This window comes from Flavobacterium sp. H122, assembly GCF_004959765.1.
In the GTDB taxonomy this organism is placed as follows: domain Bacteria; phylum Bacteroidota; class Bacteroidia; order Flavobacteriales; family Flavobacteriaceae; genus Flavobacterium.
In genome coordinates this window covers 159692-180785 of the sequence record NZ_SJZD01000007.1, presented here as the reverse complement: position 1 = coordinate 180785, position 21094 = coordinate 159692, and the positions used below count along the sequence as shown (strand labels likewise).

Here is a 21094-nt window from a genome sequence, read left to right as displayed (position 1 = left end):
CTTTTTTTATTGTTCTCCTAATAGTACCCCGGAAAGATTCCAATAGCTAAAGCTTGAGCCTTCAGGTTTGCCTTGTGGTATTTTAATCTGTAAAATATGTTTCCCAATAGTAAGATTGCCAAGATCTATGGTCATAGGGTTTGTAATGGTTCCGGGACACCAGTTGGATCTGCTGTAATCTGATGATGACAATCCATTGTTGAAATTACCCGAAGCAGGATTATATAAGCGATAAGAACCACAATCTTCACGCCATGGAGTAAAACTGAAAATATTTTTACCATCTAAGAATATAGAGTTTAATTTTGGTACAAATTCATCACCGTTTTCCCATCCACCATGGCCAGTTGAAATATATTTTAATTTAGCATTCTTGACTTCTTTCGTGATGTCAAATTCAATAATTAAACCTTTTTCATTGTCAAACATAGAACTGTATTCCTGTCCTGCCATCTCCAATATATTTGTGGTGTAGAATAACGGTGACACAAAATTTAAATTTGATTTATCTGTGTCCTCTTCATCATGTACAGTCATGTTTAATGATATTTTATGACCGCCTTTGTCATAATTTCCTATAAATACTCCTATCCACACTTCATGATTGCTTAATATTGAATTGAAGTCTGAAATATCCTGACGATAATTTACCTTGTCATGCCATGTTTTATCCTTTAATTCAATATGATTGTATTGCTTAATGCCAAATGGAGTAAAGAAGCGCATTAACTCTACAGGAGTTCTAAAGTTGTCTTTGCTTACGGCTCCATGATAAATTTTTCCATTACCATTGTCATAACTAGCCAATGTTTTAACTCCGTTTTTAAATCCTTTTATAAAAGTGTTTTCTTCATTCTCTGTTGGAATCATAAAAACAGTTCCTGTTCTGTCGTAAGCATCTCCATTAGATTGTTCCTGAAGATTAATAAAGACTTTTGATGAACTTTTTATAGCAGGTAAAGTTACTTTTTTAAGAATGACAGTCCCGTTAGCAAATTTTAAAATGCTATCATTTGATTTGTTTGTGTCTGAAAAGCTTATGGTTTCATTTTCAAAAACAGGTATGGTTTTGAAACGACTTTTCCAAAGTAAGTCGCGATAGGTTAAAATATCTGTTTTTTTAACTGAAGAAATATCAATTCCTGAAATTGCATCTGGTGTTGTTTTTTTTAGTTTTTCAATTTTTACTGCACTTATGGTAAAGGTATTGTTTCTGTTTAATTCAAGAACCAAGCCCAAATTTTGCCCTAAAGTAGTAGGAGCGCCTTTTATTTTTAAGTCATTTGTATACCAAAGTTCAATTTGGTTGGAATTAATTACAGTTTTTGCTTTTTTACATTTATACCCCAAAATATCTTTGATTTCATCGATTAATTCAAATTTTTGATTTGCAAGTGAAATGCTGTCTGTGGTTTTTGTGAAATTTGTTTTCTTGAGTTCAGCAAACTGAATAATAGTATTATTGCTTCTTTTTATTATAGTTTGCTCATTTGGGAATGTTGCTGTTTTTGTAATAATGTTTTTAGAGGTAATTAATGTTTCGTTTTCGTTAGCGAAGATCCAAATGGGGTTTTGATTATCAATTTCTTTTCCATTTGATTTTTTTGAATAAGTAATCTTTAAACAATCTGAAGTAGGAAATTTGTTTTGGGATGAAGAAATCGAAGTGTACAGAATCAGGAAAAAATAAATAAGCTTTTTCATTTTTAGTTGTGAGTTTTGAACAAATATAAACTTTCTTTATATTAGCAGTATTGTTATAAGCCTTAATTATTTGAACCAATATGTGTATACGCCATGAAAGAAGATTTTTTGCACTATGTGTGGCAAAACAAGAAATTTGATTTTGCTCATTTAAAAACTACTCAAGGAGAATCTCTCCAAATAATCCATTCGGGTAATTATATTCAACAAACAGGTCCTGATTTTTTTAATGCCCAACTCATAATTGAAAATCAAAAATGGGCTGGAAATATTGAAATTCATATTAAGTCTTCTGATTGGTATTTACATCATCATGAAATCGATCAAAATTATGATAATGTTATTTTACATGTTGTTTGGGAAAACGATATTTCGGTTTTGAGAAAGAACAATGTTGAAATTCCGGTTTTGGAATTGAAACATTGTGTATCCCGTGACTTGGTGCATCAGTATCAAAAGCTAAAGACGAAGAAAAACTGGATCAATTGTGAAAATGATATTGCTGGAATACAGCAATTTGTTTTTAAGAATTGGCAGGAGCGTTTGTTTTTTGAACGATTGGAAAGAAAGTCGTATCCAGTTCTTGAATTGTTGCAGGAAAATAATAATGACTGGGAAGTAGTTTTATTCTGTTTTTTAGCAAAGAACTTTGGATTGAATGTAAACGGAGAAATATTTTTTCAATTAGCTAAAGAACTTCCTTTTTCAGTAGTTAGAAAAGAAAGTTTTGATGTGACTTATTTGGAAGCATTGTTTTTTGGTCATGCTAATTTGTTGCCACAAAATGCACAAGATAGTTATTCAAAAGATTTAATTGATTTATACGATTATTTGTCTGTTAAGTATAAGTTGGAAAAGAAGTTTTTGTCTTCCCCTGAATTTTTCAGATTACGTCCGGATAATTTTCCAACTATCAGATTGGCTCAACTGGCCATGTTGTATCATAAGCATCGTAATTTGTTTTCAAAAGTGTTCGAAGCAAAAACAATCGAAGAATTTTATAAACTATTTGATATAAGTGTTTCTGATTATTGGCAGTCACATTATAATTTTGAGAAAAAATCAACACCTAAAGAAAAGGGATTGTCTAAATCATTCATTGATTTACTTCTTATAAATACAATTTTGCCAATAAAAATGGCTTATTCTAAATTTTTGGGAACTGAAATCGATGAAAGGATGATTTATTTACTCGAACAATTAAAACCTGAAAAAAATGCTGTAATAGATAAGTTTAAAGAGATAGGTGTTCGCGTAGAAAATAGTTTCGAATCACAGTCGTTGCTCCAACTCAAAAATGAATATTGTTCTAAAAACAAATGTTTACAGTGTGCGGTTGGAATCACACTGTTGAAGAATTAGAAAAATAATTGTAGTTTTACATAAACCAATAGTATAATGTCTTTCGTTTTAAAACTTAAATACTTCTTTGAAAAACAAGGTTTTCATATAGCTTCCCGATTGGCTGACAGGCTGGGAATGCGGGCTAATAGTATTCGTCTTTTTTTTATCTACATTTCATTTGTTACGGCTGGTCTTTGGTTTGGTGTTTATCTTACTTTAGGTTTTTTAATTAAATTAAAAGATTTGGTTCGTGCTAAAAGAACTTCGGTTTTTGATTTATAATCATGGATTTTAAAGAATATTTTAAATATACCCGTGATCAACGGATTGCTCTTTTGTTGTTGATAGCTTTGATGGTTGTAGTTCAACTGATATATAGTTTTGCTGATTTTACATCAACAGCAAAACCTTCAAAAGAGGAAAATGAATGGTTGGCTTTGCAGTCAGAAATTGATTCGCTTAAAAGTATTATGCCTAAAAGTGGATATAAAATGTACCCTTTCAATCCCAATTTCATAACTGATTTCAGAGGGTATAAGCTAGGGATGAGTGTTGCTGAAATAGATAGGTTACTTGAGTATCGTAAAACTGGTAAGTTTGTGAATTCTGTTGAGGAATTTCAAAAGATAACTAAAGTTTCAAATGAATTGCTTGAAAAAATAGCACCCTATTTTAAATTTCCTGATTGGGTTAAAAATAAAAAGAATAATTATGAAACTTATTTCAAGTCAGGTTATAAGCCTTACGAAAAAGAGGTTAAGAAAATAATTGTCCAGGATATTAATTCGGCCACAAAAGAAGATTTTATGAAAATTTTCGGAATAGGTGATGCTATTTCGGAACGGATTGTAAAACAACGTGAAATTTTTGGTGGTTTTATAAGTATGGAACAACTACAGGATGTGTGGGGACTTTCGCCTGAAGTGCTTTATGAATTGAATAAAAATTTTAAAATTGGTACAACTCCTGTGGTATCTAAAATTGAAATCAATAATGCATCAACCAAAGAATTAATGAAATTGCCTTATTTCAGATATGCCCTGGCCAGAGAAATTGTGACCTACCGCAGTATGAACGGAGCAATCAAGAGTATTGAAGATTTAATAAAAATTAAGGGATTTCCTGTTGAAAAAGTAAAAATTATTGCCCTATATTTGGACTTTAAATAATACAACAACTAAGAATAGAAATTACCCTATGAATTCAATTTATTTTACCGAAGATCATCAATTATTTAGAGATAGTTTTCGTGATTTTTTACATAAAGAAGTAGTGCCTCACATTGAAAAGTGGGAAAAAACAGGACAGATAGAAAACTTTATTTGGAAAAAGTTCGGCGATATGGGCTTTTTTGGATTAAACTATCCGGAAGCTTACGGAGGATCAAATTTAGATTTATTTTATACGGTTATATTTCTGGAAGAACTGCAAAAAGTTAAATCATCTGGTTTTGCTGCGGCTATGTGGGCTCATGCTTATTTGGCTATGACGCACTTAAATGCAGAAGGCGATGAGCGTATCAAGCAGGAATATTTAGCGCCAAGTATAGCAGGTGAAAAAATAGGAGCTTTGTGTATTACGGAGCCTTTTGGAGGAAGTGATGTAGCAGGAATGCGTACAGTGGCTGAAAAGAAAGGAAATAAATATGTTATCAACGGTTCTAAAACATTCATCACTAATGGAGTTTATGCTGATTATTATGTTGTAGCAGCAAAAACAAATCCGGAACTTGGTAATAAAGGCATTACTATGTTTTTGGTAGATGCTAAGTTAAACGGGGTGTCGGCTACGAAATTGGATAAATTAGGTTGGAGAGCTTCTGATACTGCTGAAATTGCATTTGATAATGTAGAAATTCCTGAAGAGAATCTGATGGGTGAAGAAGGTAAAGGTTTTGCTTATATTATGCAGCATTTTGCTTTAGAGCGCTTGATTATGGCAATTAATGCGCATGCAAGAGCCGAATATGCGATTGACTATACGTTGGAATATATGTCACAGCGTGAAGCTTTCGGCAGTCCGATTAATAAATTCCAGGCTTTGCGTCATACTATGGTGGAACATGCTACTGAAGTTGAACACTGTAAATTATTTAATTATGCTGCTGTTGCCAGATTAAATGCCGGTGAATACGTTGTGAAAGAAGCTACCATGGCTAAATTAAAATCTACAAAAGTTGCTGATCAGGTTATTTATGACTGTCTGCAAATGCTGGGCGGTTACGGCTATATGGAAGAATATCCATTGGCGCGTTTGTTCCGTGACAGCCGTTTAGGGCCGATTGGAGGAGGTACATCCGAGATTTTAAAAGAGATTTTGGCAAAAATGATAATTGACAATAAGGATTATCAGCCTGCAGTTAAGAAGTAAGAGTGTTTTTTATAAAATAATTGAAAGCCAGATGTGTAACGTCTGGCTTTTTTATTGTTCAATTACTAATGTGTCTGAGTTGACTCCTAAATCTATCAAATTCCTTGAAACTGATTTAACAAAATCAACAGGGCCGCATAAATAAAAATTCTGACTAAAATCAGCAATGTTTTCAATTAGGAAATTTCGGTCGATTCTACGTCCAACGAAACCTATTACATTTTCACGGGTATATACATTGGTAAAATTGTCTTTAAGCATGTCACCTAATTCTTTTCCCATAATTACATCTTCAGAGGTTTTGTTGGTGTAAATCAAAAGATTGTCTTCCAGTTTTTTCTTCTTGTGTAAATCTCTGAAAATTGAAATAAATGGTGTTACGCCTGATCCTGCGGCAATAAAAACACCTTCTCCTTTATATCGTATAGCGCCAAATACATCATGCAGAATTAATTCTCCGCCGGCATTTATGCTTCCCAGTTTGTTGGTTACGCCGTCATGATCTCTGTAAATTTTAATCATAAATTCAAGATAATTATCTTCGGGAGTGTTGGTGAAGGTGAAAGGCCTGATTTTGTCTTTCCAGCTTTCTAAGTTTATGGAAACATCAGTTGCCTGGCCGGGTACAAAATTGAATCCTTTTGGTTTTTCAACTCTAAAGCATTTTACATCGTGGGTAACAAAAAAAGCATCGAGAATTTTTACAACAGTGGAAGTCATGGTTTGTTTAAATTACTGATTCTTAAAGTTAGTTAATTTTTTTTAGATTTTTATACTTCATATTCCAAAATAAATTCATACGTTTGCACCCGAAATTGAGAGGAGGTGTCAAGATTATGTTAATTATACCAATTAAAGACGGAGAAAATATCGACAGAGCGCTTAAGCGTTACAAACGTAAATTCGATAAAACTGGAGTTGTAAGACAACTAAGAAGTCGTCAAGCTTTTATTAAGCCATCTGTAACAAGAAGAGCTGAAATTCAAAAAGCTGCTTACGTTCAAGGATTAAGAGATAGCATCGAAAGTTAGTAGTTAATTTTCGGATAATATAAATCGTTAGTTATAGAAGTTTTATACTTTTATGCTAACGATTTTTTGTTTTTTATTCTGAAATAATTTTACAGACTTTATTTATGTCAGACAATCTTCAGAAATTTCAGGACTATTTATTAAAAGAGAAAAATTATTCTCTTCATACGGCTTTGGCTTATGGTAAGGATTTGGTTTTTTTTCAATCCTATCTGGTTGATAATTATGAAAGTATTGCTTTAGAAGGAGTGGCTTATACTTTAATCCGGAGCTGGATTGTTTTTATGATTGATTCCGGTATTTCAAATGCTTCGGTGAACAGAAAAATGTCTTCGTTGAAGGCTTTTTATAAATTCTTATTGAAAACAAAGCAAATTGAAGTTTCTCCTTTGGCGAAGCATAAAGCGTTAAAAACTCCAAAAAAAGTTCAGGTGCCTTTTTCTGAGGAAGAGTTGAATTCGGTATTGAATCAAATTGAATACAAGGAAGGTTTTGAAGGTGCCCGTGATAAATTGATTATTGATTTGTTTTATACAACCGGAATACGTCGTTCGGAACTTATTGGTTTGCAGTTGTCTAATGTGGATTTGTCAGGTGGTTTGTTTAAGGTTTTAGGAAAACGCAATAAGGAACGCATTATACCGATGTTGGATGTGATTTCTTTACAAATTAAAAGTTATTTAACACTCCGGAGCAGGCTGGAGAGTATTGTTGATGAAAATAATTTATTTCTGCTTTCAAGCGGAAATAAAATCAATGAATCGTTTGTGTATCGTTTAATAAATTCTTACTTTAGTAATGTATCCGAGAAAGTAAAAAGAAGCCCGCACATGCTCCGGCACACATTTGCGACTCATATGCTTAATCGAGGTGCAGACCTTAATTCTATAAAAGAGCTCTTAGGACATTCTAGTTTGGCATCGACTCAGGCGTATACGCATTCCAGCTTGGCTGAATTGAAGAATGTGTACAAAAATGCCCATCCTAGAAACCGGAAGTGATTCTTTTAGTTGTTTAACCTTAAAATTTATAACTATGAAGGTAAATGTTCATGCGGTTAATTTTAACATTGACAGAAAACTGATTGATTTTGCAGACGAAAAGATTAATAAACTGGAAAAATACTACGATAAGATTGTTTCGGCAGATGTTTTTATGAGAGTTGAGCAAACAAGTGAAAAAGAGAATAAAACGGTTGAGGCAAAGATAATTGTTCCGGGAGATGAATTCGTGGTAAAAAAGACCTGTAAGACGTTTGAAGAAGGTGTTGATTTGTCGGTTGATGCAATGGAAAGATTGTTGGTGAAGCGAAAAGAAAAGCAAAGAGCGCATGCCTAGAAAAATTTTTATTAAAAAAAGTTTTGATTAATAAAAATATTACATACATTTGCAGTCCGTTAGAAATAGCGGACTTTTTTAATGATTGCCGGTGTAGCTCAGCTGGCTAGAGCAGCTGATTTGTAATCAGCAGGTCGTGGGTTCGCGTCCCTCCATCGGCTCTTTGAAATACTGTGTTTTGCAAAGCTTTGAAAATGAGATTTTTGAGCTTTGTTTTTGGAAAAAATAGGCGGGGAGATACTCAAGCGGCCAACGAGGACGGACTGTAAATCCGTTGGGAAACCTTCGCAGGTTCGAATCCTGCTCTCCCCACAATAAAGAATTTAGAATTCTGGATTTAGAAAATAAAATTCTAATTTCTAAATTCTAACTTCTGAACTCACGAAAGCCGGTGTAGCTCAGGGGTAGAGTGCTTCCTTGGTAAGGAAGAGGTCACGGGTTCAATTCCCGTCATTGGCTCAAAGATTTTTTTGAACACTAATTATTATAACTAAGATTAAAAATTAAGTAAAATGGCAAAAGAAAGTTTTAATCGTTCGAAACCGCACTTAAATATCGGTACTATCGGACACGTAGACCACGGAAAGACTACTTTAACTGCTGCAATCACTAAAGTATTATCTGATGCAGGTTACTGTCAAGCTAAGTCATTCGATCAAATTGATAATGCTCCAGAAGAGAAAGAAAGAGGTATTACTATCAACACTTCTCACGTAGAGTATGAAACTGCTAACCGTCACTATGCTCACGTTGACTGTCCAGGTCACGCGGATTACGTTAAGAACATGGTTACTGGTGCTGCTCAGATGGACGGTGCTATCTTAGTAGTAGCTGCTACAGATGGTCCAATGCCACAAACTCGTGAGCACATCTTATTAGGTCGCCAGGTAGGTATTCCTCGTATCGTTGTTTTCATGAACAAAGTGGATATGGTTGATGATGCTGAATTATTAGAGTTAGTAGAGATGGAAATCAGAGATTTATTATCTTTCTATGAATATGATGGAGATAATGGTCCTGTTGTTCAAGGTTCTGCTTTAGGTGGATTAAACAATGATCCAAACTGGGTTCCTAAAATCATCGAATTAATGGAAGCTGTTGATAACTGGATTGAAGAGCCGGTTCGTGACAACGAAAAACCATTCTTGATGCCAGTTGAGGACGTATTCACAATTACAGGTCGTGGTACAGTTGCTACAGGTCGTATCGAAACAGGTGTTGCTAACACTGGAGATCCAGTTGAAATCATCGGTATGGGTGCTGACAAGTTAACTTCTACAATCACTGGAGTTGAGATGTTCCGTAAGATCTTAGATAGAGGTGAAGCTGGAGATAACGTTGGTTTATTATTAAGAGGTGTTGATAAAGAATCTATCCGTCGTGGTATGGTTATTTGTAAGCCAGGATCTGTTAAGCCACACGCTAAATTCAAAGCTGAGGTTTATATCTTGAAAAAAGAAGAAGGTGGTCGTCACACACCATTCCATAACAACTACCGTCCACAGTTTTATGTACGTACAACTGACGTAACAGGTACTATTTCTTTACCTGCAGGAGTTGAGATGGTTATGCCTGGTGATAACTTAACTATCGATGTTACTTTATTATCCCCAATTGCATTAAGCGTAGGTTTACGTTTCGCTATCCGTGAAGGTGGTAGAACAGTTGGTGCAGGTCAGGTAACTGAAATTGTAGAATAATTTACAATTATATATAATAGCAGTGTCGTTTAACGACGGCACTGTTTTTAACAAACGGGCGTAGTACAAGGGCTAGTATAGTGGTCTCCAAAACCATTGATGGGGGTTCGAATCCCTCCGCCCGTGCAAATAGAAAATAAAATGAGCAAAGTTACTAATTACATATCTGAAGCTTTTGAAGAGTTTAAGTCAAATGTGACTTGGCCAACTTGGGAAGAGGTACAAAAATTAACAATTGTTGTAGCTGTCTTCTCAGTTATTTTTGCTTTAGCTACTTGGGGTGTAGATGAGATTTTCACTAAAACAATAGAAGGTTTCTTTAATTTATTAAAAGGATAATTGGGTTGTTATGGCGGAAACTAATGTGAAAAAGTGGTATGTTGTCAGAGCTGTAAGTGGTCAGGAAAACAAAGTTAAATCTTACATTGAGCAAGAGATTAACAGAGTTGGTATGGCTGATTACATCTCTCAAGTATTAGTTCCAACTGAAAAAGTGGTTTCAGTGCGTGATGGGAAAAAAATCAGCAAAGAGCGAGTTTATTTTCCTGGTTACGTAATGATTGAAGCAAATTTGACAGGTGAAATTCCTCACATCATTAAATCAATTACCGGTGTAATTGGTTTTTTAGGTGAAGTTAAGGGGGGTGATCCTGTGCCTTTAAGACAGGCTGAAGTAAACAGAATGTTAGGTAAAGTGGATGAATTGGCTACTACAGTAGATCACGGAGCTATACCTTACACTTTGGGTGAAACGGTAAAAGTAACTGACGGTCCTTTCAATGGCTTTAATGGTACAATTGAAAAGATCAATGAAGAAAAGCGTAAGCTTGAGGTAATGGTGAAGATTTTCGGAAGAAAAACTCCATTGGAATTGAGTTTTATGCAGGTAGAAAAAGTATAAATTTTATTCTGAATAATTCACATCAATCGCTTCCAATTGATCGATGTGCTAAATTTTTTAAACAATGGCTAAAGAAGTTAGTAAAGTAGTTAAACTACAAGTTAAGGGAGGTGCTGCGAACCCATCGCCACCGGTTGGACCTGCTTTGGGAGCTGCTGGGGTTAACATCATGGAGTTCTGTAAGCAGTTCAATGCTAGAACACAAGATAAACCAGGCAAAGTATTACCAGTTCAAATTACTGTGTACAAAGACAAATCGTTTGATTTTGTTGTAAAAACTCCTCCTGCTGCTATCCAATTATTAGAAGCTGCAAAAATTAAGTCTGGATCAGGACAGCCTAACCGTAAAAAAGTTGCTAATGTAACTTGGGATCAGATTAGAGCTATCGCTGAAGAAAAAATGCCTGACTTAAATGCGTTCACAATTGAGAAAGCAATGAGCATGGTAGCTGGAACAGCTAGATCTATGGGTATAACTGTAACTGGAGATTCTCCTTTAAACTAAGAGAAAATGGCAAAATTAACGAAAAAGCAAAAAGTTGCTGCTTCTAAAATTGAGAAGAATAAATTATATTCTTTAAAAGATGCTTCTGCATTAATCAAAGAAGTTGCTGCTGCAAAATTTGATGAATCTGTTGATATCGCTGTTAAATTAGGAGTTGACCCTCGTAAAGCGAATCAAATGGTAAGAGGTGTGGTTTCTTTACCACACGGAACAGGTAAAGACGTGAGAGTATTAGCATTAGTTACTCCGGATAAAGAGGCTGAAGCTAAAGCTGCTGGTGCTGATCACGTAGGTCTTGATGACTATTTACAAAAAATTAAAGACGGTTGGACAGATGTTGATGTAATCATCACTATGCCTGCAGTTATGGGTAAATTAGGTCCGTTAGGTCGTATTTTAGGACCTCGTGGTTTAATGCCAAATCCTAAAACTGGTACAGTTACTATGGAAGTAGGTAAAGCTGTAGAAGAGGTTAAATCTGGTAAAATCGACTTCAAAGTTGATAAAACAGGTATCGTTCACGCTGGAATTGGAAGAATCTCTTTTGATGCTGACAAAATCCAGGAGAATGCTCACGAAATTATTCAAACATTAATTAAATTAAAACCAACTGCTGCAAAAGGTACTTATATTAAGTCTATCCACTTATCAAGTACAATGAGTCCGGCTATTGCTTTAGATCCTAAAGCAGTATAATTGGTAGTTAAAAGTTTTTGATATGACAAGAGAAGAAAAATCAATCGCTATTGGAGATTTAACTGCACAATTAGCTGGAACTAATATCGTTTACTTAGCAGATATTTCTGGTTTAAATGCAGAAACTACTTCAAATTTAAGAAGAGCTTGTTTTAAAGCTGGTATCAAATTAGAAGTTGTTAAAAATACTTTACTTGCTAAAGCAATGGAAGCTTCTGATAAAGAATTTGGTGAATTACCAACTACTTTAAAAGGAAACACTTCAATCTTAATTGCTGATATTGCAAATGCACCTGCAAAAGTTATTAAAGAATTCCGTAAAAAAGGTGAAAAACCAGTTTTTAAAGGAGCTTTCATTAACGACGAGATTTATATCGGTGATAACCTATTAGATTCGTTAGCTGCTCTTAAATCTAAAGAAGAAGTTATTGGAGATATCATTGGATTACTTCAATCACCAGCTAAACGTATTATTTCTGCTTTATTGAACAACGCAGAATCTAAAGGTGAAGCTGCTGAATAATTAGCGCACTATTTAAATTATATAAATTACAAATCATTTTAAAAGATAGAAAAAATGGCAGATTTGAAACAATTCGCAGAACAATTAGTAAATTTAACAGTTAAAGAAGTTAATGATTTAGCTGCAATATTAAAAGATGAGTATGGTATTGAGCCGGCTGCTGCTGCTGTAGTAGTTGCTGCAGGTGGTGGAGATGCTGCTGCTGAAGAGCAAACTGAATTCACTGTAGTATTGAAAGATGCTGGTGCTTCTAAATTAGGAGTTGTTAAAGCGGTTAAAGAATTAACTGGTTTAGGTCTTAAAGAAGCTAAAGATTTAGTTGATGCTGCTCCTACAAACGTAAAAGAAGCAATTTCTAAAGATGAGGCTGAAGGTCTTAAGAAAGCTTTAGAAGAGGCTGGAGCTGTTGTTGAGGTTAAATAATCCAACATAGTTTAGAATACAGGTTTAGGCCTTTGAGTACTTTACTCAAGGCCTAAACCATTTTTCGTATAATAAATTTATTTCTTTTTTTGGGAAATAATTAACATACTAAAACACTTTAAACCAACACGAAGAAAGGGAGAAAAGTCTCAATACACTTATTTTCAAAAGATGTGCTGGTTATAATAAAAAAAGTATTGATTATTATAAATTAATGTGTTTAACACAAAAATTACTTTTTTTTAATCAAAATTTTGTCCATGATGATAATAAATCAGACTGAAAGATTGAATTTTGCCTCTACAAAAAATATCCCTAATTATCCGGATTTTCTGGATATCCAGGTAAAATCGTTCAAGGATTTCTTCCAACTTGAAACGAAATCAGACGAAAGAGGCAACGAGGGGTTATACAATACCTTCATGGAAAACTTCCCAATCACAGACACACGTAACCAATTCGTGCTTGAGTTCTTAGATTATTTTGTTGACCCGCCTCGTTATACAATTGAAGAATGTATAGATAGAGGGCTTACATATAGCGTGCCTTTAAAAGCAAGACTAAAACTATACTGTACTGACCCTGAGCATGAAGATTTCGAAACTATTGTACAGGATGTTTACTTAGGTACAATCCCTTACATGACGCCTAGCGGAACTTTCGTAATTAATGGAGCGGAGCGTGTTGTTGTTTCTCAGTTACACCGTTCACCTGGTGTATTCTTTGGACAATCATTCCACGCAAATGGAACAAAATTATACTCTGCCAGAGTAATTCCTTTTAAAGGATCTTGGATTGAATTCGCTACTGATATCAACAGCGTAATGTACGCATATATTGATAGAAAGAAAAAATTACCTGTAACAACTCTTTTCCGTGCAATTGGATTTGAGCGTGATAAAGATATCTTGGAAATCTTCGATTTAGCTGAAGAAATCAAAGTGTCTAAATCAGGTTTAAAGAAATATATCGGTCGTCGTTTAGCTGCACGTGTATTGAATACATGGCATGAGGACTTCGTAGATGAGGATACTGGTGAGGTTGTTTCTATCGAACGTAACGAAATCATCTTGGATCGTGATACGCTTTTAGATAAAGATAATGTTGAAGAAATCGTTGATGCAAATGTTAAATCTATCTTATTACATAAAGAAGATTTAAATACTGCTGATTATTCAATCATCCACAATACATTACAAAAAGACCCTACAAACTCTGAAAAAGAAGCTGTAGAACACATATACAGACAATTACGTAATGCAGAACCACCAGATGAGGAAACTGCACGCGGAATTATCGATAAATTATTCTTCTCTGATCAACGTTACAACTTAGGTGATGTAGGTCGTTACAGAATGAACAAAAAATTAGGTCTTGATATTCCTATGGATAAGCAGGTGCTTACTAAAGAGGATATTATTACTATCGTAAAATATTTAATTGAGTTGATTAACTCTAAAGCTGAGATCGATGATATCGACCACTTATCTAACCGTCGTGTACGTACAGTAGGTGAACAATTATCTGCTCAGTTTGGTGTTGGTTTGGCTCGTATGGCTCGTACTATTCGTGAGCGTATGAACGTTCGTGATAATGAGGTGTTTACACCTATCGATTTGATTAACGCTAAGACTTTGTCTTCAGTAATCAACTCATTCTTTGGTACGAACCAGTTATCTCAGTTTATGGACCAAACAAATCCATTGGCAGAGATTACACACAAACGTCGTTTATCAGCTTTAGGACCTGGAGGTTTATCCAGAGAGAGAGCAGGTTTCGAGGTTCGTGACGTTCACTATACACACTATGGTCGTTTATGTCCTATTGAAACTCCAGAGGGACCAAACATTGGTCTTATCTCTTCATTAGGGGTATATGCTAAAGTAAACGGAATGGGATTCATTGAAACTCCTTACCGTAAAGTAGAAAATGGTAAAGTTGACTTAGTTTCTGAGCCTATCTATTTAAGTGCTGAAGAAGAAGAAGGTAAAATGATTGCTCAGGCAAACATTGAGATGGATAACAACGGTACAATTACAGCTGATAAAGTAATTGCTCGTGAGGAAGGTGACTTCCCGGTAGTTGACCCAACAGCGGTTCACTATACTGACGTTGCTCCTAACCAGATTGCTTCTATTTCTGCTTCATTAATTCCGTTCTTAGAGCACGATGACGCGAACCGTGCGTTGATGGGATCAAACATGATGCGTCAGGCAGTTCCATTATTACGCCCTGATTCTCCTATTGTAGGTACAGGTTTAGAGCGTCAGGTGGCTTCTGACTCAAGAGTGTTGATCAATGCTGAAGGAAACGGTGTTGTTGAGTATGTTGATGCTGATAAAATCACTATCAAATACGAAAGAACAGATGCAGAAAGAGCAGTAAGTTTTGATACAGATGATAAAACATATCAATTAATCAAGTTCCGTAAAACGAATCAAAGTACAACAATCAACTTAAAACCTATCGTAAGAAAAGGTGATAAAGTAAAATTAGGTCAGGTACTTTGTGAAGGTTATGCAACACAAAATGGTGAGTTAGCTCTTGGTAGAAACTTACAGGTTGCGTTCATGCCTTGGAAAGGTTACAACTTTGAGGATGCGATTGTAATTTCTGAAAAAGTAGTTCGTGATGATATCTTTACATCAATCCATATTGATGATTATTCATTAGAAGTTCGTGATACTAAATTAGGTAACGAAGAATTAACGAATGATATTCCAAACGTATCTGAAGAAGCTACTAAAGATTTGGATGAAAACGGTATGATTAGAATTGGAGCAGAGGTTAAGCCTGGTGACATTCTAATCGGAAAAATTACACCAAAAGGAGAATCTGATCCTACTCCAGAAGAAAAACTATTAAGAGCTATCTTCGGTGATAAAGCAGGTGATGTGAAAGATGCTTCATTAAAAGCTTCTCCTTCTTTACACGGTGTTGTTTTAGATAAAAAATTATTCGCAAGAGCGGTAAAAGATAAGCGTAAGCGTTCGCAGGAAAAAGACGAGTTATCTGCTCTTGAAATGGATTTCGAAACTAAATTTGTTGAATTAAAAGACAGATTAATCGAGAAATTGTTTGTAATCGTTGATGGTAAAACATCTCAAGGTGTAATGAACGATTTAGGTGAAGAAGTATTACCTAAAGGTAAAAAGTACACTAAGAAAATGTTACAGGCAGTGGAAGATTTTGCTCACTTGACTAAAGGTCAATGGGTTGCTGATGATGAAACAAATGCAATGGTAAATGACTTAATTCACAATTATAAAATTAAGTTGAATGACCTTCAAGGTGCTTTACGTCGTGAGAAATTCACAATTACTGTGGGTGACGAGTTACCGTCAGGTATCTTGAAATTAGCTAAAGTTTATATCGCTAAGAAACGTAAACTGAAAGTGGGTGATAAGATGGCAGGACGTCACGGTAACAAAGGTATCGTTGCACGTATTGTTCGTCAGGAAGACATGCCATTCTTAGAGGATGGAACACCGGTAGATATCGTATTGAATCCACTTGGGGTACCTTCACGTATGAACATTGGTCAGATTTATGAAACAGTTCTTGGATGGGCAGGTAAAAAATTAGGAAGAAAGTATGCAACACCAATCTTTGATGGTGCATCTTTAGATCAAATCAATGCCTTGACAGACGAAGCAGGAGTTCCAAGATTCGGACATACATATTTATATGATGGAGGAACTGGAGAGCGTTTCCACCAACCGGCTACTGTAGGTGTTATCTATATGTTGAAATTAGGTCACATGGTTGATGATAAAATGCACGCTCGTTCTATTGGTCCTTACTCATTAATCACGCAACAGCCTTTAGGAGGTAAAGCTCAGTTTGGTGGTCAGCGTTTTGGAGAGATGGAGGTTTGGGCACTTGAAGCATACGGTGCATCAAGTACATTACGTGAAATCCTGACTGTTAAGTCGGATGACGTAATTGGTAGAGCTAAAACTTACGAAGCAATCGTTAAGGGTGAAACAATGCCGGAACCAGGATTACCAGAATCATTCAATGTATTAATGCACGAATTAAAAGGTCTTGGTTTAGACATCAGATTAGAAGAATAAATCAGTAGTTAGTTTCAGCCATAGGGAGACTGTGGCTGGAACAAACACTAAAACTGAAAACTTTTAAAAAATCGACTATGACAACAAATAGAAATAAAGATAAAAATACCATCAAACGATTTAACCAAATTTCAATTGGTTTAGCTTCTCCTGAGTCAATCTTGGCAGAATCCCGTGGTGAGGTATTAAAACCGGAAACTATCAACTATAGAACGCACAAACCTGAGCGTGACGGTTTATTCTGTGAGCGTATCTTTGGTCCTGTAAAAGACTATGAGTGTGCTTGTGGTAAATATAAAAGAATCCGTTACAAAGGAATCGTTTGTGACCGTTGTGGGGTTGAAGTTACTGAGAAAAAAGTACGTCGTGACCGTGTAGGACACATCAACTTAGTTGTGCCTATTGCTCATATTTGGTATTTCCGTTCGTTACCTAACAAAATTGGTTACATTTTAGGATTACCGTCTAAGAAATTAGACATGATTATTTACTATGAGCGTTATGTAGTAATCCAAGCTGGTATTGCTAAAAACGCTGAAGGTGAATCATTACAAAAAATGGATTTCTTAACAGAAGAAGAATACTTGAATATTTCTGATTCTCTTCCAATGGAAAACCAATATTTAGATGATAATGATCCTAATAAATTCATCGCTAAAATGGGTGCTGAATGTATTATGGATTTATTGTCACGTGTTGAATTGGATACATTATCGTACCAATTACGTCATGCTGCCAACAATGAAACATCTAAGCAAAGAAAAACTGAAGCTTTAAAACGTCTTCAGGTAGTTGAGTCTTTCCGTGAAGCTAACAACAACAGAGAGAACTTACCTGAGTGGATGATCTTAAAAGTAATTCCGGTTATTCCACCAGAATTACGTCCGTTAGTGCCACTTGATGGTGGTCGTTTCGCAACTTCAGATTTGAATGACTTATACCGTCGTGTAATTATCCGTAACAACCGTTTAAAACGATTAATGGAAATAAAAGCGCCGGAAGTTATCTTACGTAACGAAAAGCGTATGCTTCAGGAAGCGGTAGATTCATTATTTGATAACACAAGAAAAGCTTCTGCTGTTAAAACAGAATCAAACAGACCATTAAAATCATTATCGGACTCATTAAAAGGTAAGCAAGGACGTTTCCGTCAAAACTTATTAGGTAAACGTGTTGACTATTCAGCTCGTTCGGTAATTGTTGTTGGACCTGAATTGAAAATGTATGAGTGTGGTTTGCCAAAAGATATGGCTGCTGAGCTTTACAAACCATTCGTTATCCGTAAATTGATCGAAAGAGGTATTGTAAAAACAGTTAAGTCGGCTAAAAAAATCATCGATAAAAAAGAGCCTGTAGTATGGGATATCCTGGAAAATGTAATCAAAGGACATCCGGTATTACTTAACCGTGCTCCAACTCTTCACAGATTGGGTATTCAGGCATTCCAGCCTAAGTTAATTGAAGGAAAAGCAATCCAGTTACACCCGTTAACGTGTACGGCATTCAACGCCGACTTTGACGGTGACCAGATGGCGGTTCACTTACCATTAGGACCGGAAGCTATTTTAGAAGCTCAATTATTAATGTTAGGTTCTCACAATATCTTGAACCCTGCTAATGGTGCGCCTATCACGGTTCCATCTCAGGACATGGTTCTTGGATTGTACTATATGACAAAAGAGCGTTTAACTACACCTGAGTTAACAATTAAAGGTGAAGGCTTGACTTTCTATTCGGCAGAAGAGGTGCATATTGCATTAAACGAAGGCCGTTTGGAGTTAAATGCACGTGTTAAAATTAGAGCGAAAGACTTCAATGAAAATGGAGAATTAGTATATAAAATTATCCAGACAACTGCTGGACGTGTATTATTCAACGAGGTAGTACCTGAAGCAGCTGGTTATATCAATGAGGTATTAACTAAAAAATCACTTCGTGATATCATTGGAAAAATCCTTGCAGTAACTGATGTTCCTACAACGGCTGGTTTCCTTGATAATATGAAGGATATGGGATATAGATTCGCATTTAAAGGAGGATTATCATTCTCTTTAGGTGATATTAAAATTCCAGATCAAAAACAATCATTAATTGCTGAGGCCAGAGAGCAGGTAGAGGTTATCTCTATGAACTATAACATGGGTCTTATCACAAATAATGAGCGTTACAATCAGGTTATTGATATTTGGACTTCAGCTAATGCTCAATTAACGGAATTGGCAATGAAAAATATCCGTGAGGACCAACAAGGTTTCAACTCGGTATATATGATGCTTGATTCAGGAGCCCGTGGTTCAAAAGAGCAGATTCGTCAGTTAACTGGTATGCGTGGTTTGATGGCTAAGCCGAAAAAATCAACTGCTGGTGGTGGTGAAATTATTGAAAACCCGATCTTATCGAACTTTAAAGAAGGTCTTTCGATCTTAGAATACTTCATCTCCACGCACGGTGCTCGTAAGGGTCTTGCGGATACGGCGTTAAAAACGGCGGATGCGGGTTACTTAACCCGTCGTTTACATGACGTTGCTCAGGATGTAATCGTGAACCAAGTAGATTGTGGTACATTAAGAGGTGTTGAAGTTTCTGCTTTAAAGAAAAATGAGGAAATCGTTGAAACTTTAGGAGAAAGAATTTTAGGACGTGTTGCATTACAAGATGTAATTAATCCTTTAACTTCAGACGTAATTGTTGCTGCCGGTGAGCAAATCACTGAAGCAATCGTTAAAGAAATTGAAGCTTCTCCACTTGAAAAAGTTGAAGTACGTTCGCCGCTTACTTGTGAGGCAGAAAAAGGTATCTGTGCTAAATGTTACGGACGTAACCTTGCAACAGGTAAGATGACTCAAAAAGGTGAAGCGGTAGGTGTAATTGCAGCACAGTCAATTGGTGAGCCAGGTACACAGTTAACACTTCGTACGTTCCACGTTGGAGGGGTTGCTGGAGGTATTTCTGAAGAATCCAGTATCATTGCTAAATTCCCTGGACGTTTGGAAATCGAAGATTTAAAAACGGTTAAAGGTGAAGATGCTGAAGGTAATGAAGTAGATATCGTAATTTCCCGTTCAACTGAATTAAAATTAGTTGATGAGAAAACAGGAATCTTATTAAGTACGCACAATATCCCTTACGGTTCAAGTATTTTTGTTGCTGATGGCCAGTCTATCGGAAAAGGAGAAACTATCTGTAAATGGGACCCGTATAATGGTGTAATTATTTCAGAATTCACTGGTAAGGTTGGTTACGAAGATTTAGAACAAGGACAATCGTTCTTAGTTGAAATCGATGAGCAAACAGGTTTCCAGGAAAAAGTAATTTCTGAAGCTAGAAATAAAAAGTTAATTCCTACTTTACATATTTATGGTAAAGACGGTGAATTGATCAGAACATACAACTTACCGGTAGGTGCACACTTAATGGTAGAAGATGGAGAGAAAATTAAAGCAGGTAAAATTTTAGTAAAAATCCCTCGTCGTTCTTCTAAAGCAGGCGATATCACGGGAGGTTTACCAAGAATTACCGAGTTGCTTGAAGCTCGTAATCCTTCAAACCCAGCGGTAGTTTCTGAAATTGATGGTGTTGTGTCATTTGGAAAGATTAAGAGAGGTAACCGCGAAATTATTATCGAATCTAAATTTGGTGAAATCAAGAAATACTTGGTTAAATTATCAAACCAAATCTTAGTTCAGGAGAATGACTTCGTAAGAGCGGGAGTGCCATTGTCTGATGGAGCTATTACTCCGGAAGATATCTTAAGAATTCAAGGTCCGGCTGCTGTTCAACAGTACTTGGTGAATGAAATTCAAGAGGTGTACCGTTTACAAGGGGTAAAAATCAACGATAAACACTTTGAGGTGGTTATCCGTCAGATGATGCGTAAAGTTCAGGTACAGGATCCGGGAGATACGCTGTTCCTTGAAGAGCAATTAATTCACACAAAAGATTTCATTTCTGAAAACGATAAGTTATACGGAATGAAAGTGGTAGAAGACGCAGGCGACTCTGTTAATTTAAAACCAGGTCAAATCGTTACTCCACGTGATTTAAGAGATGAGAACTCGTTATTAAAACGTGAAGATAAAAACTTAGTAGTGGCTCGTGATGTAATCACTGCTACAGCGACTCCAATACTTCAGGGTATTACAAGAGCATCGTTACAAACTAAGTCATTCATCTCGGCTGCATCGTTCCAGGAAACTACTAAAGTGTTAAACGAAGCTGCTGTTGCAGGTAAGATTGATAACCTGGAAGGTCTTAAAGAAAATGTAATTGTTGGTCACAGAATTCCTGCCGGTACAGGTATGAGAGACTATGATAACACAATTGTAGGTTCTAAAGAAGAGTATGACGAATTAATGATTACTAAAGAAGAATATAATTATTAATAATTAATTTTTCTGACTATATTTATAAATCCTAACAGTGTTATGCTGTTAGGATTTTTTAATAAATAAAATTACTACCTGCTACGATTACTATTAAGATG

18 protein-coding genes and 4 tRNA genes are annotated in these 21094 nt (G+C 35.6%); 20 read left to right on the top strand and 2 right to left on the bottom strand.

Features of this window, described 5'->3' with window-relative positions; all coding sequences use genetic code 11:
- Positions 1 to 6: 6 nt before the first annotated feature.
- Positions 7 to 1704 carry a PNGase F N-terminal domain-containing protein gene (locus tag EZM65_RS11980; protein WP_136668796.1) on the bottom strand — a complete coding sequence of 566 codons (1698 nt, stop codon included), beginning with the start codon at positions 1702 to 1704 and terminating at the stop codon, positions 7 to 9.
- A gap of 93 nt (positions 1705 to 1797) precedes the next feature.
- Between EZM65_RS11980 and EZM65_RS11975 the strand changes: the two genes are divergently transcribed.
- Genes EZM65_RS11975 through EZM65_RS11960 form a run of 4 tightly spaced genes read left to right on the top strand, consistent with a single transcriptional unit; the run spans position 1798 to position 5418 of the window.
- Positions 1798 to 3066, top strand: a complete 1269-nt coding sequence (locus tag EZM65_RS11975) for a DUF2851 family protein (RefSeq protein ID WP_136668795.1) — start codon at positions 1798 to 1800, stop codon at positions 3064 to 3066.
- 36 nt (positions 3067 to 3102) lie between these two features.
- Positions 3103 to 3330: a PspC domain-containing protein gene (locus EZM65_RS11970; protein ID WP_136668794.1), complete on the top strand. Its 228-nt coding sequence runs from the start codon at positions 3103 to 3105 to the stop codon at positions 3328 to 3330.
- 2 nt (positions 3331 to 3332) lie between these two features.
- The gene (locus EZM65_RS11965; protein WP_136668793.1) at positions 3333 to 4217 is read left to right on the top strand and encodes a helix-hairpin-helix domain-containing protein; all 885 of its coding nucleotides are present in this window, start codon (positions 3333 to 3335) and stop codon (positions 4215 to 4217) included.
- 28 nt (positions 4218 to 4245) lie between these two features.
- On the top strand, positions 4246 to 5418 hold the full coding sequence (locus EZM65_RS11960) for an acyl-CoA dehydrogenase family protein (protein ID WP_136668792.1): 1173 nt from the start codon (positions 4246 to 4248) through the stop codon (positions 5416 to 5418).
- 51 nt (positions 5419 to 5469) lie between these two features.
- Here EZM65_RS11960 and EZM65_RS11955 read toward each other — a convergent pair whose 3' ends face one another.
- Positions 5470 to 6138, bottom strand: a complete 669-nt coding sequence (locus EZM65_RS11955; RefSeq protein WP_136668791.1) for an FAD-binding oxidoreductase — start codon at positions 6136 to 6138, stop codon at positions 5470 to 5472.
- A gap of 116 nt (positions 6139 to 6254) precedes the next feature.
- Here EZM65_RS11955 and rpsU point away from each other — a divergent pair, with 116 nt between their 5' ends.
- From rpsU to rpoC, 16 genes are all read left to right on the top strand, one after another.
- Positions 6255 to 6449, top strand: coding sequence for a 30S ribosomal protein S21 (gene rpsU / locus EZM65_RS11950; RefSeq protein ID WP_136668790.1), 195 nt, complete (start codon positions 6255 to 6257; stop codon positions 6447 to 6449).
- A gap of 104 nt (positions 6450 to 6553) precedes the next feature.
- Positions 6554 to 7450: a tyrosine-type recombinase/integrase gene (locus EZM65_RS11945; protein WP_136668789.1), complete on the top strand. Its 897-nt coding sequence runs from the start codon at positions 6554 to 6556 to the stop codon at positions 7448 to 7450.
- A 34-nt stretch (positions 7451 to 7484) separates the two neighbouring features.
- Positions 7485 to 7787, top strand: coding sequence for a ribosome hibernation-promoting factor, HPF/YfiA family (gene hpf / locus EZM65_RS11940; RefSeq protein WP_136668788.1), 303 nt, complete (start codon positions 7485 to 7487; stop codon positions 7785 to 7787).
- A gap of 87 nt (positions 7788 to 7874) precedes the next feature.
- Positions 7875 to 7948, top strand: a tRNA-Thr gene (locus EZM65_RS11935).
- Between the two features lie 70 nt (positions 7949 to 8018).
- A tRNA-Tyr gene (locus EZM65_RS11930) sits at positions 8019 to 8099 on the top strand.
- A 75-nt stretch (positions 8100 to 8174) separates the two neighbouring features.
- Positions 8175 to 8246, top strand: a tRNA-Thr gene (locus EZM65_RS11925).
- A 53-nt stretch (positions 8247 to 8299) separates the two neighbouring features.
- Complete coding sequence (tuf, locus tag EZM65_RS11920) at positions 8300 to 9487, top strand: elongation factor Tu (protein ID WP_136668787.1); 1188 nt, start codon at positions 8300 to 8302, stop codon at positions 9485 to 9487.
- 54 nt (positions 9488 to 9541) lie between these two features.
- Positions 9542 to 9613 (top strand) — tRNA-Trp (locus EZM65_RS11915).
- Between the two features lie 15 nt (positions 9614 to 9628).
- The gene (secE, locus tag EZM65_RS11910) at positions 9629 to 9826 is read left to right on the top strand and encodes a preprotein translocase subunit SecE (RefSeq protein ID WP_136668786.1); all 198 of its coding nucleotides are present in this window, start codon (positions 9629 to 9631) and stop codon (positions 9824 to 9826) included.
- Positions 9827 to 9836: 10 nt separating this feature from the next.
- A complete protein-coding gene (gene nusG / locus EZM65_RS11905; RefSeq protein WP_136668785.1) occupies positions 9837 to 10388 on the top strand; it encodes a transcription termination/antitermination protein NusG in 552 nt (183 codons plus the stop codon).
- A gap of 64 nt (positions 10389 to 10452) precedes the next feature.
- Complete coding sequence (gene rplK, locus EZM65_RS11900) at positions 10453 to 10893, top strand: 50S ribosomal protein L11 (protein WP_136668784.1); 441 nt, start codon at positions 10453 to 10455, stop codon at positions 10891 to 10893.
- A 6-nt stretch (positions 10894 to 10899) separates the two neighbouring features.
- Entirely contained in the window at positions 10900 to 11589 is a 690-nt protein-coding gene (gene rplA / locus EZM65_RS11895; protein ID WP_136668783.1) for a 50S ribosomal protein L1, read from the top strand.
- A 22-nt stretch (positions 11590 to 11611) separates the two neighbouring features.
- Positions 11612 to 12112 carry a 50S ribosomal protein L10 gene (gene rplJ, locus EZM65_RS11890; protein WP_136668782.1) on the top strand — a complete coding sequence of 167 codons (501 nt, stop codon included), beginning with the start codon at positions 11612 to 11614 and terminating at the stop codon, positions 12110 to 12112.
- Between the two features lie 54 nt (positions 12113 to 12166).
- Complete coding sequence (rplL, locus tag EZM65_RS11885) at positions 12167 to 12535, top strand: 50S ribosomal protein L7/L12 (RefSeq protein WP_136668781.1); 369 nt, start codon at positions 12167 to 12169, stop codon at positions 12533 to 12535.
- 263 nt (positions 12536 to 12798) lie between these two features.
- Positions 12799 to 16611: a DNA-directed RNA polymerase subunit beta gene (gene rpoB / locus EZM65_RS11880; RefSeq protein ID WP_136668826.1), complete on the top strand. Its 3813-nt coding sequence runs from the start codon at positions 12799 to 12801 to the stop codon at positions 16609 to 16611.
- Between the two features lie 77 nt (positions 16612 to 16688).
- Positions 16689 to 20993: a DNA-directed RNA polymerase subunit beta' gene (gene rpoC, locus EZM65_RS11875; RefSeq protein WP_136668780.1), complete on the top strand. Its 4305-nt coding sequence runs from the start codon at positions 16689 to 16691 to the stop codon at positions 20991 to 20993.
- The last annotated feature ends 101 nt before the right edge of the window (positions 20994 to 21094 follow it).